We start from the raw sequence: 14,979 nt of genomic DNA, 5'->3' as shown, positions 1-14,979 counted from the left end.
AGAACCCCTTCATTGTTTTACATCACTCAAATGGTATAACACGCTTTCAACAACTTACGCCAGTGTTTTACCGCGCTATACCCTTCGAGCGTTATCATCAATAACTGCAATAATATCAATGAGGAAGCATCTTTATGATCAGCCTAAACGCCCCGTTGCACGCGCCAGTGCGATATCAAAAATATGCAGCGCCTCTTCCAGCTGCGAATCACTGGTGACCAGCGGTGCCAGGAAACGTACGGTATTGCGGTACAGACCACATTTAATCAGTAACAATCCTTCCTGGCAGGCGCAATCGAGGATTTTCTGCGTTAATGCCGCATCCGGCTGCTTGGTTTCGAAGTCGATAATCTCCACCGCCTGCATAAAACCAATGCCGCGCACTTCACCAATACAGGCGTATTTATCGGCCAGCTGTTGCAGACGCGCATTTAACTGCTCACCGAGCTGGTTAGAACGCTCCAGCAGGTTACCCTGCTCAAACAGATCAAGCACAGCCAGCGCAGCCGCGCAGCCCAGCGCGTTACCGCCATAGGTACCGCCCAGCCCGCCCGGGGTTGGTGCATCCATAATGGCCGCTTTCCCCACCACGCCAGAAATTGGCAGACCGCCGCCGAGACTTTTCGCCACGGTGACCAGATCCGGCACAATGCCGGTGTGCTGGAAGCCAAACATCTTGCCGGTGCGACCAAAGCCGGTCTGCACTTCATCGCAGATCAGCAGAATGCCGTGGCGTTCAGTGATGTCGCGCAGGGCCTGCATAAACGCCGGAGACGCCGTCAGGAAGCCACCATCGCCCTGCACCGGCTCGATAATGATCGCCGCCACACGCTCAGGCAGGATTTGCACGGCAAACAGGGTATTCAGCGCTTTTAAGCAATCCTCTTCGGAAACATCGTGGAACGCATTCGGGAAGGGCACACGGTAAATATCCCCCGGGAACGGGCCGAAGTTCTGCTTATAAGGCTGGCTCATGCCGGTTAAGGTCACGCCTAATAAGGTACGTCCGTGGAACGCACCATCGAAAGCAATAATACCGGGACGGTTAGTATGTGCGCGCGCAATCTTCACCGCATTTTCTACGGCTTCCGCGCCGCTGGTGAAAAAGACACTTTTAAATTCTTCGCCCGCGCCCACCAGCTTATTCAGGCGTTTTGCCAGCTCGATATAGCCCGGGTAGGCCGCCACCTGGAAACAGGCGTGGGTCACCAGCTGCAGCTGCTCGGTCACGGCATTGATCACCGCCGGATGACTGTGGCCAACGTTTAATACGCCAATCCCGCCGACGAAATCTAAATAACGATTCCCTTCCACATCCCACACTTCAGAACCTTTGCCTTTGGCAATAACGATCGGGTGTGCGGTCACTACGCCACGGGGAACATTTTCTGCACGAGCGTCCAGAAACAGGGCGTTATCAGAGAATGTCTGCTGTTCAGCCAGTAAATTGTGCATTTATTTGCCTCATTGACGTGAAGATGAATAGTTGCCCTTAGCGGGCATGGGTCAAGTATCGCAATAAGCTGTCAGGGAAAGCTGCCGTTCAACGGACGGCGGCAGCATTAACTTTCGTAATTCGTCCTAAACGTTGGATTAAATTTTTACCGCCAGCGTTTCCTGCACCACCGCACAAAACCAGCGGATGCCGTACGGGATCAGCGCATCGTTAAAGTCGTATTCAGAGTGATGCAGCGGGCGGCTTTCCGCAGAGCCCAGCCAGACATAGGCGCCCGGTTTTGCCTGCAACATGAAGGAGAAATCTTCAGAGGTCATCGCCGGTTTCGGTGCGGTGCCGTGCTCAAGCCCGGCACGGCGTGCGGCATTCAGTGCAACACCTGCTTCATATTCGCTATTGAGGGTAGCCGGGTAGTAACGATCATAGGTTACGCTGGCCGTCAGCCCGTGCGCTGCCGTCACATGCTGCGCCAGTTCGCGCATGCGCTGTTCAATGCGGTCCTGCACCGCGCTGTCGAAGGTGCGTACGGTGCCAGTCAGGGTTGCCTGTGCCGGGATCATATTGTGTGAAAAGCCGCCGTTAATGCGCGTCACCGTCAACACCGCCGGATCGCAGGGGTCGAGATCGCGGCTGACAATGGTATGCAGTGCCACCACCAGCTCACTGGTCGCCAGCAGGGTATCCGGCGTCAGCTGTGGCTGCGCGGCATGGCCGCCACCACCTTCGACCGTGATGCTGAACGCATCGCCCGCCGCCATAATCGGCCCCGGCCGCGTCTGCACGGTGCCCAGCGGCAGCTGTGGCCAGTTGTGAATGGCGTAAACCGCATCACAGGGGAAGCGGGTAAACAGGCCGTCGTCGATCATCGCCTGCGCTCCGGCCAGCCCCTCTTCCGCAGGCTGGAAGATAAAATTCACCGTCCCGTCAAAATCCGGGTCGGCGGCCAGCTGTTCGGCGGCCCCCAGCAGCATCACGGTATGTCCGTCATGGCCGCAGGCATGGCATCTGCCGGGCTGCCGGCTTTTCCACGGCTGGCTTCCGTTATCCTCCATCGGCAGCGCATCCATGTCGGCACGCAGACCGATTGCCCGCGTGCTGGTGCCGCGTTTCAGCACCCCCACCACGCCGGTTTTCCCGATGCCGCGATGGACTTCCAATCCCAACGCAGTGAGAAAGTCAGCCACCAGGCCGCTGGTGCGGTGTTCGTGATAACCCAGTTCGGGATGCTGATGCAGATCTCGCCGCAGTGCGACTAAATGCGCCCTATCCATATCAATATCCTTTATCGCGATCGACTACGCCGATCATGGATTCTCCGCGTTCATAGCGGCGAATATTCTCCAGCAGTGCCTTAACTGCACTTTCTGGCTGCGTCTGGCTGGCAATATGGGGCGTCAGCCAGATCGCCGGATGCTGCCAGAAGGCATGCCCGGCGGGCAGCGGCTCCGGCGCGGTGACATCCACCACGGCGGCACTCAGCTGCTGGCTGTCGAGCGCACTGACTAAATCCTCGTGATTAAGCTGCGCCCCACGCCCCACCTGCACCAGCGCGGCACCCGCAGGGAGCTGGCTGAACAGATCGGCATTCAGCATCCCTTCCGTGCTGGCCGTCAGCGGCAGCAGGCAGATCAGAATGTCCGTGCGCGCCAGGAATTCAGTCAACTGGTCGTTACCGGCCCAGCAGCGTACGCCCGGCAGATCGCGCGGCGTCCGGCTCCAGCCACCACAGTCAAAGCCCATCGCCACCAGCGGTTTCAGTACCGCCTCGCCCAGCGTGCCCAGGCCCATCACGCCAATACGCCGGCTGGCTGCGGTATGCACACTGTGCACCTGCCAGAGGCCATCGCGCTGCTGTTGCAGATAGCGCGGCATATCACGATGCAGGCCCAGCACGGCAAAAGTCACGTATTCCACCATTCCGCTGGTGAGGCCCGGTTCAATCATCCGCACCACCGGCAGTTCAGGCGGCAGGCTGGCATAGTCGAACTGATCGGCCCCTGCCCCGACGGAAAACAGCACTTTCAGATTCGGAAACTGCTGCATAATATTGTCGGGCGGCACCCAGGCGACCAGGTATTCAACGTCTTCCGGATTACCGATATCCGGCCACAGGCGGAAGCTCGCGGCGGGGGCCAGTTTTGCTACCAGGGCGGCCCATTTATTCCCGCGTTCGGGTTCTGACTTATAGACAATATTCATCAGGCCAGCGCCTGGCTCATCAGCCCATACGCCTGCATCCCGCCTGCTTCTGGCTGCCACGGCACGCCTTTGTACATGGTGGTCGGTGCATCCACTTCCACCATCCCCACGTCATTCAGCCACGGGCCCAGGCCCGCTGAACGGTCGGTATCAATACGCACAAACTCCCCACTGACACCGCTTAACAGCTGGCTGACCAGTAACTTCGCATTCGACAGTGTGCGTGCGATCACCGGGCCGATAGCATAACCATGACCAAAACGACGCAGGCAGGCAAAACCCGCCGCGGTGCCATTCTCTTCCAGCACCAGGAAACGTTCCGCGCTGTCGATCAGGTTGGCGATCAACAGGGGACGATGCTGCCCCAGCGCCTGACGATCGAGCGCCGTCAGCAGCGCCGCATCCTGTACCCCGGCAGCCCGCAAGCGCTGCTGCGGGCCACAGGCAATCGCCTTGATGGCAGGCAGTTCGCGGCACTGGTGCTGCTCGACATGTCCGGTGGCGACAAAGCCCAGTTTTTCATACAGCGGCTGCCCCGCCTCCGTGGCGTGCAGACGCACATGGCTGCCCTCAAGCGCCGCCAGCGTCTGCTGCATCAGCTGTTTACCAATGCCGCGCCCCTGCTGTGCGCCATCGACAATCACCAGCCCGAGGGTGGCGTAGTCACGCCCCCAGCGCCAGCGCAGCGCGGTGCCAATCACCTCGCCATTCTCCTGCGCCACCAGGCCTTCCCCCAGCAGAAAAGCCTGCTGCCAGTCAGCGCGGCGGTGCGGCCACTTCATCTGCTGCGTCAGGGCAAATGCCGCATCCAGATGATTTTCATTCATCGCAACGAATTCAATAGTCATTTCAGCTCCTTACATCATGCCCGGCGCATCAAGGCCGGAACCGTCGATCAGACGCTCATAGCGGAACGGCGTCGGGTCAACAATCGGGGTATCTTTGGTGGCGAGGTCGGCCGCCAGCCGACCGGCACCGGGGCCAATGCCGAAACCGTGGGCGCTGTAACCCGCCGAGAGAATCAGCCCCGGCAGTTTACCGACCGGCGAGATCACCGGTACCGCATCGGCGGTGCTGTCGATCATCCCGCCCCAGGCCTGCTCCAGACGCACGTTTTCCATAGACGGGAACTCTTTGCGCATCGCACTCAGCCCTTCCTGCACCATCGCCATATCCGGTGCCGGGTCAAGAATGCGCACTTTTTCGAACGGCGAGATGCCATCCATCTGCCAGCGTGCCAGCGATTCCGGGCCGTTGAGGAACGGACCAAGGCCAAGATTAATGGTCAGGTTTTTGCGCCGCGCTTTAAAGGTCGGGTAGAACTGGCGTGCATAGCGCAGCCCCTGAAAACCGGGTTCAAGACGCCCGCGGCCTGAGACGGAAACGGTATAGCTGCCATCCAGCTGCGGACGACAGGCGAAGCCCGGGGTATACAGCGGCAAAGCAATTTTCTGTTCGATAGGTGCAGTGCGGAATGCCGTACCAATCACATTACCCAGCGGCAGATCGATGCCGTGGCGGCGGCAGAACATCGATGTCCAGGCCCCACCGGCGCAGATCACGCTGCTGGTTTTAATTAAGCCGCGTTCAGTCAGCACACCGCTGACGCGTCCGGCAGAGATATCCAGCCCGCGCACCGCGCACTGCTGAAAGACCATTGCGCCCAGGCGCTGAGCCGCAATCGCCAGGCCGGGTGCGGCAAGTGAGGGTTCAGCGTGGCCGTCCGTCGGTGAAGAAACACCGCCCAGCCAGGCGCTGGAACTGCCCGGCGTCATCGCCCTGGCGCGTTCAGCGGTCAGAATTTCGCTGTGGAAGCCATACCCTTTCGCCATGGTGTTCCAGGCTTCCCAGGCATTAATGTCCTCCTGATTTTTGGTGGCGTACACCAGCCCGCTGCGACGAAAGCCCAGCTCTTCACCGGTTTCCACACCCAGTTCTTCCCAGCGTTGCAGCGCATACTGGATTAAGGGCAGTTCGCGCTCGTCGCGGTTTTGCTGGCGGCACCAGCCCCAGTTACGGCTCGACTGTTCGCCGCCGACCAGACCCTTTTCAATCAGCACCACGCTGACGCCTTTTTTCGCCAGCTCATAGGCGGCGGCCGCTCCGGCAATGCCGGCGCCGATCACCACCACATCCGCTGCGGGCGGAAAATGGGGGCTGTCCTGTACGTATCGAATCGGTGCGGGCATGTTATTCCTTACCTGAAAATAGTGTCTTCATCTGTGGGTGAGGCGTGCCTCACCCCTACGGGCATTGATATTGTCGCCGGGCATCCCCGGTGAACGTAGGGGTCAGGCATGCCTGACCCGGTATAACATTACAAGGCGATATCACTCTCTTCGTGCTCATCAAGCCAGCCCTGACGCAGCTCCGGCACCGCGCGTTTCAGGCGCTCATAGTACAGCTCGGTCGAGGGTTTGTCGTAGTCGACACGCGCCACCTGGGTGACCATACGGCCATTTTTTACCACAATAATCTCGTCGCATACCGAACGCACCGCATGCAGGTCATGGCTGATAAACAGCACCGACAGACCCAGCTCACGCCGTAACTCGGTGATCAAATCCAGCACCGCAGCGGCCACCACGGTATCCAGCGCCGAGGTCACCTCATCACAGAGGATCAGATCCGGTTCTGCCGCCAGCGCACGCGCCAGGTTCACACGCTGCTTCTGCCCGCCCGAGAGCGACCAGGGCTTACGCCACAGCACACTGCGCGGCAGGCGCACCAGGTCGAGCAGCTGCAGCATCCGTCTTTCCAGCGCCGCACCGCGCAGCCCGTGGAACAGCTTCAGCGGGCGCTTGAGGATCGTTTCAATGCTGTGCGCCGGGTTAAGCGCGGTGTCCGCCATCTGGAACACATACTGAATGCGGCGCAGCTCGTTCTCCGGGCGTTTATGCATATCTCCGGCGATGTAGTGGCCGTTAAACAGAATATGGCCGCCGCTGGGTTTGTTCATCCCGGCGATGGCGTGTGCCAGGGTGGTTTTCCCCGACCCGGACTCACCGATAATGCCGATTGCCTGGCCGCGGTACAGTTTGAAATTAATGTCTTCGAGGATCTTAATCTTCGGCTGGCCGTTGCTGTCCAGTGGGCCATAACCGGCAGAGAGATCGCGCACCTGCAACAGCGGTTGCACGCTCTCATCCTGCGCTTCCCACGGGCTGGGACGCGGCTTCTGCTTCGCGGCTTCCAGCAGCAAATGGCTGTATTCCGCCTGAGGTGCGCGCAGCAACTGCTCAGTGGTGCCGTATTCGGCAATGGCCCCTTTCAACAGCACCAGAATTTTGTCGGCCATCTGCGCTACCACCGCCAGATCGTGGCTGACGTAGATAGCGGTGGTACCACGCTGGCGCACCACGCGGCGGAAGGCTTTCAGCACTTCCACCTGCGTTGTCACATCCAGCGCCGTGGTCGGTTCATCGAGGATCACCACTTCCGGGTCGCTGATCAGCGCCATCGCCGTCATCAGGCGCTGTAACTGGCCGCCGGAGACCTGGTGCGGATAGCGGTCACCGATGGTTTCCGGGTTCGGCAGTGCCAGCTCACGGAACAGTTCGATGGCTTTGGTTTCGGCATCGGCGCGGCTCATCACCCCGTGGATCACCACCGGCTCCACCACCTGGTCCATAATTTTCATCGCCGGGTTAAACGAGGCAGCAGCACTCTGCGCGATGTAGGCGACTTTGTTGCCACGAAACTGGCACAGCTGGCCAGGCGTGAGCGACGTCACGTCGGTGCCCGCCACGTGCACGGTGCCTCCGGCGATCTTACAGCCGTGTCGGGCATAGCCCATCAGCGCCAGCGCAATCGTGGTTTTACCCGAACCTGATTCACCAATCAGGGCCAGCACTTCGCCTTTCTGCACGGTGAAGTGGATATCCGCTACCAGGGAAATCTCGTGGCCATCATCGGCCTGGGCGGTCACACGCAGATTGTCGACAGACACCATCGGCGTTGAGGCATGTGGCGTAATATTCATGCGGTCCCCTTAGCAACAACAGTTAATGAACGCATCGATTGCAGACTGTCGATAAACAGGTTGGCACCGATGGTCAGACTGGCGATCGCCACCGCCGGCATCAGGACCGCAGGCGAACCATCAAACAGCCCTTGCAGGTTTTCGCGCACCAGCGTACCCCAGTCGGCATACGGCGGCTGCACGCCCAGGCCGAGGAAACTCAGGCCGCTGAGCAGCAGAACGATGTAGACAAAACGCAGACCGAAATCAGTCAGCATCGGGTGCAGCATATTCGGCAGAATGTCATGGATAGCCACATACAGACGGCTTTCACCGCGCAGGCGGGATGCCTGAACATAGTCCATCGAACGCAGGTTCGATGCCATCGCATACGCGATGCGATACGCCCCCGGCCAGTAGGTAAACACCGCGGTAATAATCAACATCGGCAGCGATGAGCCAAATACGGCGACAATCATCAGCGCAAGGATTTTCCCCGGCAGCACCAGCATGGCATCGTTGATGCGCCCCAGCACCTCCTCCAGCCAGCGCCCGGCCACGGCCGCCAGCAGCGCCAGCAACGTACCCACCAGGCTGGCCAGCAGTGCGGCGGTCAGCGCCAGGCCAATCGAATAGCGGGCACCAAACAGAATACGGCTGAAGATGTCACGGCCCAGATAATCGGTGCCGAACCAGAACTCACGGCTGAAGTCACCGAACAGCGGACCGCCGCCGATATCTTCCAGATTGTGCGGCGCCAGCGCGGTGCCAAACACCGCCATAAAAATCCAGAACAGGGTGATCAGCAGGCCGATTCGGCCGCTGATAGTGAGAGATTGAAAGAAGCGCCACGGCAGCGTCAATGTATTCATCAGCCCCTCCACTTAGGATTGAACGCGATAGTCAGAATGTCAGCGGCCAGTAACAGCACCAGATAGCAGACGGCGAAGAACATCACGCAGAGCTGCACCACCGGCAGATCGCGGTTGCTGACCGCATCTACCATCTGGCTGGCCAGCCCCGGATAGCTGAAGATACTTTCGATAATAATCACCCCGCCAAACAGGTAAGAGAGGCTGAGTGAGATGGCATTGGCAATCGGCCCCACCGCATTCGGCAGCGCATGGCGTAGCATGGCGCGCAGCGGCGAAACACCTTTCAGCAACGTCATTTCCAGATACGGGCTGTCCATCTGGTTGACGATAGCGGCACGCGTCATCCTTGCCATCTGCGCCACCACCACGCAGCACAGTGTCATCACAGGCAGAGCGAAGGTACGCAGGAAACCGAGGAAATCCTGATGGGTGGAACCCAGCGACATCGCCGGCACCCAGTGCAGTTTGACGGCAAAGATAATCACCGCCACGGTAGCCACCAGAAACTCGGGTACGGCCACCACGGCCATGGTGCTGACCACCAGTGCGCGGTCAAGGAACGACCCGCGCTTCATGGCGGCAGTGATACCGATAAACAGCGCCAGCGGCACCGACACCAGGGTCGTGGTGACGGCGAGCTGGAAGGTGGCCGGAATACGTTGCGCCACCAGTTGCGTCACCGGAAGATTACTGGCGAAGGAGGTGCCAAAGTCGCCCTGAAACATGCCGGCCAGCCAACTGAAGTAACGCATGATCAGCGGTTGATCCAGTCCAAGCTGCTGGCGCAGTGCCGCGACCGTTTCAGGCGTCGCGGACTGGCCAAGGATCATCTGCGCCGCATCGCCCGGCAGCATACTGGTTATAAAGAACACCAGCGCCGAAACAATGAGAAGCGTAAGTAAACCCGACCCTATGCGCCGGAATATCAGTGTGAAAATGTACCTGTTCATCGCCATTCTCCTGGTGAAAGATGAAAGATTTACGACGTCAGCCAGGCATACTCGTGGAACCGATAGCCCATCATCATGCCTGACGGCATCGCTTCAACCCCTTTCACTTTGTTGCTACAACCGTCCATCGAACTGATGAAGGCCGGGATCAGCGTGCCGCAGTTGTCGTACACCAGTTTCTGCATATCGCCATACATCTGTTTGCGTTTGCCCTGGTCGCTTTCGCCACGGGCGGCGGTGACCAGCTGGTCGAACTGTGCATTTTTCCAGCCAGACTCGTTCCACGGGGCGGAAGAGAAGTAGAACTGGGAGAACAGCATATCCAGCGTGGGGCGCGGGTTGACCGAGCCGTAACCGATGGGATCTTTCATCCAGTGGGCTGACCAGTAACCGTCATACGGCACACGGCGTACGGCCACATTCAGTCCGGCTGAACGCGCGATCTGCTGTAACAGCTGGCCACCTTCCACTGCCCCTTCGATATTCGGGGTAGTGATGATCTCGATTTTCGCACCGACCATATTGGCCTTTTTGAGGTGGAATTTGGCTTTGTCGAGATCAAGCGGACGCTGCGGCAGATCCTTGTTGAACATCGGATGCCACGGCGGAACCGGGGTGTCGTTACCCACATCGCCAAAGCCCTGCAGCACGGTTTTCACAATCATTTCACGCGGTTGCAGATACTTCATGGCCAGCACGAAGTCAGGATTGCTGCCCGGGGTACGGTCAGTACGGATAATCAGGTCACTGTACATACCGGACTTACTTTCCAGAATGTTGAACTTGCCGTTCTGACGCAGGCGTTTCACATCATTTGCGCCCAGCGTAGAGACGATATGCAGGTCGCCCGACATCAGTGCATTGACACGTGCTGCCGGATCGGTCACTCCCATCAGCTCCACTTCGTCGAGGTGTGGCAGGCCCGGTTTGTAGTAGTTTTTGTTTTTTGTGCCGACGGTACGTACACCCGGCTGGAACGAGGTGAGAACAAACGGCCCGGTCCCCATTCCTTTGCTGAAGTCTTTGGTGCCGTCCTGCACAATCAGGAAGGAGCTGGTCGCCAGAATCGACGGCAGGTCGAAGTTTGGCTGCTCAAGCGTGATCTGCACTTCAGACGGGCTGACGGCCTTAATCTCTTTCATCTGGCTGGCGAGGGTGATCACCGTTGATGCCACCGCCGGATCTTTATGGCGGCTGAGGGAGTAAACCACGTCGGTGGCCGTCAGCGTTTTACCGTCATGGAAGGTGACGCCCGTACGCAGCTTGACGTTCCAGTTCAGGCCATCACTGCTGGTAATGGATTCCGCCAGCGCAGGCTGCGCTTTCAGCTCTTTGTCCAGTTCGGTCAGACCGCTATAAAACATAAACTGACGGCAGTAGTCGCCGCTGTTGCTGCCTTTCGCCGGGTCAAGCGTATCGCTGGCGGAGGCGTTGGCCACAGCCGCACGCAGTTTGCCGCCCTTCACCGGGGCTTCAGCGGCAAAGCTGAATTCCGGGAAACCAATCAGACCGGTGCTCATCACCGCGCCTGCTGACAGCAGCTTCATCATGCCGCGTCGGGAAATGGCAACATCCGTAATCGCCTGGGTCAAATTCGGGTTAACACGGCTAAATTCTTTGCGAAATTTACTCATTTGCACACCCTCAAAATCGTTGTTAATAACGTTTACCCTGAACGGATATGTTCTTATTTAGGACATTTTGTCTTTAACTTTGTAATACAGTCCTGCTACCGGCAGGAACCAGGGCTTCCCGAAGTAACCGGGTACCGCTGGCCAGCTGTTGCGCTGCCACGGGTTTTCGTTGCTTTTCTCTGCTATCAGATCGGCCATCACGCGGCCCATCCACACTGACATCTGAGTGCCGTGCCCGCTGTAGCCCAGCGAGTAAAACACCCCGTCCTGTTCGCCCGCATGCGGCAGACGGTCGGCGGTCATATCCACCAGCCCCCCCCAGCAGTAATCAATCGCCACATTGCCCAGCGCCGGGAACATCTTCTGCATTCCGGCTTTCAGCACGTCGCCACTTTTTGCATCCGATGTCGGGCTGCTGATGGCAAAGCGGGCGCGTCCACCAAACACCAGACGACGGTCGGCGGTGGTACGCATGTAATTGCCCAGGTTAAGTGAGGTGACGTAGGTACGGTCACCCGGCAGTAAACGCTTAAGCAGGCTTTCCTCCAGAGGCTCGGTGACCACCACAAAGCTGCCCACCGGGATAATGCGCCGCTGGAACCAGTCAAACGGGCCAATGTTCGAACAACCGGTCGCCATCAGCACTTTGTCCGCGATAATATCGCCCTTAGCGGTGCTCACGCGGTGGCAGTAGCCGCTCAGACGTGTCAGGCCGGTGACCGCACTGTGCGGGTAAATCGCGGCTCCGGCGCGGGCGGCAGCTTCGGCCAGGCCGACGCCAAACTTGCCCATATGCATCTGGCCGCCGTGGCGCTGTAACAGCGCACCATGGAACTGCGGCGAATCGATTTCGCGCTTCACCTCATCGGCACTCAGGATTTCCACATCCGGGTCAACGTGGCGTTTCATCATTTAGCACGCCGCGACCAGTGACGGCAGGTGCGACGCTTTGCTTGCCAGCTTCAGCTTGCCGCAGCGGCGGAAATCACAATCGATCTGCTCATTCGCCACCACGCTCTGTACATAGTCCACCGCATCCGCAAAAGCGCGGTAATAGCGGGTGGCCTGCTCCACGCCCTGGCTCTCCACCAGGGCTGAGAAGTTCTGCGCGACGCCGGTATTACAGTGGCCGCCGTTACGGCCGGAGGCCTGGCTCATTACTTCGCCGGCTTCCAGTACCACCACTTTCACGCCACTGCGGGCGAGGTTGAGTGCTGCTGAGATGCCGGTAAAGCCGCCGCCAATCACCACCACATCGGCAGTGGCTGGCAGGTCGCCCGTTGCCGCACCGGTGAAAGCGGGTGCCGTTGCCTGCCAGAATGATTCCAGTTTCATGCCCTGCTCCTCTGAGGCTTACAGCCCGACGACGCCCGGAAGACCACCAATATCTGTGATTTCGCTGTACTCATAGGCCGTGTTGCCCGGGCCGTGACCGCGATTAACAAACACTTTGTTTTTGATGCCTAGGTCGTAGGCGGTCATCAGGTCATAACGCAGGCTGCTGGAAACGTGCAGGATCTCTTCCGGGCCACAGTTCAGCTTGTTGAGCATGACCTCAAAGCCTTTCATCTGCGGTTTATAGGCACCGACTTCTTCGGCGGTGATGGTCATATGGATCGGCGCGCCCAGGCGCGGAATATGGTTCTTGATCAGCGCATCGGTGGAGTTAGTCAGCAGCACCAGCGGGAACTCTTTCGCCACAATGGCCAGCCCGGCAGGCACATCAGGATGCGGGCCCCAGGTGGCACAGGCAGTCATCACGTCGGCGCAGTCCTGATCCGTACACTCCACGCCCCATTTGTTACAGGTGCGGTACAGCGCATTGGCCACCACCAGCGGATAGAGCTTGAACGCACCCAACACTTCATCCATGCGGTAGTTCGAGAAGTCGGTGGTAAACGCCACCATCTGAGCCGGGCTGACGCGATCGGCGAAGATGGCGGCGGCGGCACCGGCCATATCGAAGTTGATCAGCGTGCCGTAGCAATCGAAGGTGATGTATTTCGGTTTGAACACAGCCATTACGCTACCTCTACAGAGTTCGGTTTAGGGATGAAAACAGGTTTCAGAAATCGATCAGCACGCTTTTATAGCGCTGGCAGGCCTCAAAAGCCTGACGGCCCAGATCCTTGCCGATGCCGGAGCCATGGAACCCCCCGGTAGGAATAATGAAGTCGCCGGAGCGGCCATAACGGTTGATCCATACTGTCCCGGCAGCAATACCGCGCATCGCACGCAGGGCGCGGTCGATATTTTTGGTGTGCACCCCGGCGCACAGGCCGTAGGTCGGATGGGAGGCAAGTGCCAGGCCTTCGGCTTCGTCGTCGAAGATCTGCACCGTCAGTACCGGGCCAAAGATCTCTTCCTGTACCGCCGGGTTATCGTTGCCGCTCACGGCCAGTAGCGTGGGCTGCCAGAAGTAGCCTTCACCGGTATCCGCAAAGCGCTCGCCGCCGACCAGCACTTCAGCCCCCTGCTGACGAGCGCTGCTCACCACAGAGGCCACTTTTTCCGCCTGACGGCGGTCAATCATCGGCGCATAGCGGCTGGTGTCGTTCCAGGTCACACCAGCGCGGAAGCCCTGGCACAGCTCAATCAGTTTGCTAATCAGCGCATCGTGGATGCCGCGCTGGACAATCAGACGGGTGCCCGCCACGCAGGCCTGCCCACCGTTGGCGGTGAAGCCGCGCAGGATACGTCCGGCAACTTCATCAATATCCCCACAGTCGTCAAACACCAGCTGCGGGCTTTTGCCACCCAGTTCCAGCGTGACAGGTTTCATTCCGTTAAACGCGGCATCGCTCATAATGCGTGCCCCGGTAGCGGTTGACCCGGTGAAGGAGACTTTACGCACCAGCGGGTGGGCCACCAGCGAGCTGCCCGTCACCGCCCCGCCGCCCTGGATGATGTTCAGCACGCCCGCAGGCAGACCCGCCTGGATGGCCAGTTCGGCCATACGTACGGTTGAAAACGGGGTCAGCTCGGAAGGCTTCAGCACCACGGCATTTCCTGCTGCCAGCGCCGGGCCACATTTCCAGGAGGCCATCGACAGCGGGAAATTCCAGGGGGTAATCGCACCGATCACGCCGTAAGGTTCCGGCACCAGCATGCCCAGGCTGGCATCACGGGTCGGCAGCACATCGCCGCTGTATTTGTCGGCGCACTCGGCATAAAAGCGGATCGCTTCAGCAGTAAAGGGAATTTCGTGGTTCACCACGTCATGAATCGGGCGGGTGGAGCCGAGAGACTCTAACTGTGCCAGCAACGGGTCAGCAGCAATCAGATCGGCCCAGCGCTTCAGTACCGCGCCGCGCTGGCGTGGCGGGCAGGATGCCCAGCCACAGTCGCGCACCGCACGATCAGCGTTGCTCACGGCGTCATCGACCAGCGCGGCATCGGCCTCAAACAGTTCTGCGGCACGTAAACCATCAGAAGGACGGTTTACGGTTAATGCCTCACCTTTACCGGTCAGATGCTGACCATTAATGAAGTGTCCTGCCGGTAACGCTATTTTGTCGGGATCGAAACTGAGCATGAATAGACCCTTAATGGAGACCAGAACTTTTTGGTCTTAGTTATTTCATTTGTATTAAGCAATGCAGAAAGTATGCCACTCACGCAAAAAAATAATAATGCGTAAAAGCGGGTGCAAAAAAATTTTCTGCCGTAATGAAGGGTGTTTTTTTCCAGATAAACCGAGTGATTAAATAGATGATTTTCATCACAAAAAAGATGCACCAGTGCGGTGAATTCGGTACTAAACTTGCACCAAATAAGAGCGGTGAATGTGTTAGTTTTCCGTTAAGTGCAGGTATTACAGATAAAAAAAGGCCCGCACCTTTATGGGTAGCGGGCCGTTTTTTAAAGATTAACCTTAATTCTTACCCTAAATAATTCGAGCTGC

11 protein-coding genes and 1 pseudogene are annotated in these 14,979 nt (G+C 58.7%); all 12 read right to left on the bottom strand.

Annotation, left to right across the window (positions count from 1 at the left end):
• Window positions 1-138: 138 nt before the first annotated feature.
• The 12 genes and pseudogenes from gabT to WH279_RS13990 all read right to left on the bottom strand — a co-directional run bounded on the left by gabT (window position 139) and on the right by WH279_RS13990 (window position 14,610).
• On the bottom strand, window positions 139-1,455 hold the full coding sequence (gene gabT / locus WH279_RS14045) for a 4-aminobutyrate--2-oxoglutarate transaminase (protein ID WP_339457376.1): 1,317 nt from the start codon (window positions 1,453-1,455) through the stop codon (window positions 139-141).
• Between the two features lie 138 nt (window positions 1,456-1,593).
• Complete coding sequence (locus tag WH279_RS14040) at window positions 1,594-2,727, bottom strand: M20 aminoacylase family protein (protein ID WP_339457374.1); 1,134 nt, start codon at window positions 2,725-2,727, stop codon at window positions 1,594-1,596.
• A gap of 1 nt (window position 2,728) precedes the next feature.
• On the bottom strand, window positions 2,729-3,655 hold the full coding sequence (locus WH279_RS14035) for a 2-hydroxyacid dehydrogenase (RefSeq protein ID WP_339457372.1): 927 nt from the start codon (window positions 3,653-3,655) through the stop codon (window positions 2,729-2,731).
• A complete protein-coding gene (locus tag WH279_RS14030) occupies window positions 3,655-4,503 on the bottom strand; it encodes a GNAT family N-acetyltransferase (RefSeq protein WP_339457370.1) in 849 nt (282 codons plus the stop codon). The genes WH279_RS14035 and WH279_RS14030 overlap by 1 nt, the downstream gene beginning before the upstream one ends.
• Window positions 4,504-4,512: 9 nt before the next feature.
• Entirely contained in the window at window positions 4,513-5,844 is a 1,332-nt protein-coding gene (locus tag WH279_RS14025; protein ID WP_159337290.1) for an NAD(P)/FAD-dependent oxidoreductase, read from the bottom strand.
• 128 nt (window positions 5,845-5,972) lie between these two features.
• A complete protein-coding gene (locus WH279_RS14020) occupies window positions 5,973-7,637 on the bottom strand; it encodes an ABC transporter ATP-binding protein (protein WP_339457367.1) in 1,665 nt (554 codons plus the stop codon).
• Window positions 7,634-8,488, bottom strand: a complete 855-nt coding sequence (locus WH279_RS14015; RefSeq protein ID WP_339457365.1) for an ABC transporter permease — start codon at window positions 8,486-8,488, stop codon at window positions 7,634-7,636. The genes WH279_RS14020 and WH279_RS14015 overlap by 4 nt, the downstream gene beginning before the upstream one ends.
• Window positions 8,488-9,441, bottom strand: coding sequence for an ABC transporter permease (locus WH279_RS14010; RefSeq protein WP_133843264.1), 954 nt, complete (start codon window positions 9,439-9,441; stop codon window positions 8,488-8,490). Before WH279_RS14010 ends, WH279_RS14015 begins: the two co-directional genes overlap by 1 nt.
• 29 nt (window positions 9,442-9,470) lie before the next feature.
• Window positions 9,471-11,075, bottom strand: a complete 1,605-nt coding sequence (locus WH279_RS14005; protein WP_159337291.1) for an ABC transporter substrate-binding protein — start codon at window positions 11,073-11,075, stop codon at window positions 9,471-9,473.
• A gap of 57 nt (window positions 11,076-11,132) precedes the next feature.
• A pseudogene (locus WH279_RS14000) lies at window positions 11,133-12,410 on the bottom strand (NAD(P)/FAD-dependent oxidoreductase).
• An 18-nt stretch (window positions 12,411-12,428) separates the two neighbouring features.
• Window positions 12,429-13,097 carry a haloacid dehalogenase type II gene (locus tag WH279_RS13995; RefSeq protein ID WP_339457362.1) on the bottom strand — a complete coding sequence of 223 codons (669 nt, stop codon included), beginning with the start codon at window positions 13,095-13,097 and terminating at the stop codon, window positions 12,429-12,431.
• 43 nt (window positions 13,098-13,140) lie between these two features.
• Window positions 13,141-14,610: an aldehyde dehydrogenase family protein gene (locus tag WH279_RS13990; RefSeq protein WP_339457360.1), complete on the bottom strand. Its 1,470-nt coding sequence runs from the start codon at window positions 14,608-14,610 to the stop codon at window positions 13,141-13,143.
• Window positions 14,611-14,979 lie beyond the last annotated feature (369 nt).

This window comes from Erwinia sp. MYb375 (assembly GCF_037479175.1).
Classification (GTDB): Bacteria; Pseudomonadota; Gammaproteobacteria; order Enterobacterales; family Enterobacteriaceae; genus Erwinia; species Erwinia rhapontici.
Note: the sequence above shows the minus strand (reverse complement) of the source record. Positions and strands in the feature narration are given on the sequence as shown.

Coding starts and splice junctions, on each gene's coding strand:
- WH279_RS14010 (WP_133843264.1), bottom strand. CDS start 9,441: ATGAACAGGTACATTTTCACACTGATATTCCGGCGCATAGGGTCGGGT.
- WH279_RS13990 (WP_339457360.1), bottom strand. CDS start 14,610: ATGCTCAGTTTCGATCCCGACAAAATAGCGTTACCGGCAGGACACTTC.
- WH279_RS14030 (WP_339457370.1), bottom strand. CDS start 4,503: ATGACTATTGAATTCGTTGCGATGAATGAAAATCATCTGGATGCGGCA.
- WH279_RS14015 (WP_339457365.1), bottom strand. CDS start 8,488: ATGAATACATTGACGCTGCCGTGGCGCTTCTTTCAATCTCTCACTATC.
- WH279_RS13995 (WP_339457362.1), bottom strand. CDS start 13,097: ATGGCTGTGTTCAAACCGAAATACATCACCTTCGATTGCTACGGCACG.
- gabT (WP_339457376.1), bottom strand. CDS start 1,455: ATGCACAATTTACTGGCTGAACAGCAGACATTCTCTGATAACGCCCTG.
- WH279_RS14020 (WP_339457367.1), bottom strand. CDS start 7,637: ATGAATATTACGCCACATGCCTCAACGCCGATGGTGTCTGTCGACAAT.
- WH279_RS14035 (WP_339457372.1), bottom strand. CDS start 3,655: ATGAATATTGTCTATAAGTCAGAACCCGAACGCGGGAATAAATGGGCC.
- WH279_RS14025 (WP_159337290.1), bottom strand. CDS start 5,844: ATGCCCGCACCGATTCGATACGTACAGGACAGCCCCCATTTTCCGCCC.
- WH279_RS14040 (WP_339457374.1), bottom strand. CDS start 2,727: ATGGATAGGGCGCATTTAGTCGCACTGCGGCGAGATCTGCATCAGCAT.
- WH279_RS14005 (WP_159337291.1), bottom strand. CDS start 11,075: ATGAGTAAATTTCGCAAAGAATTTAGCCGTGTTAACCCGAATTTGACC.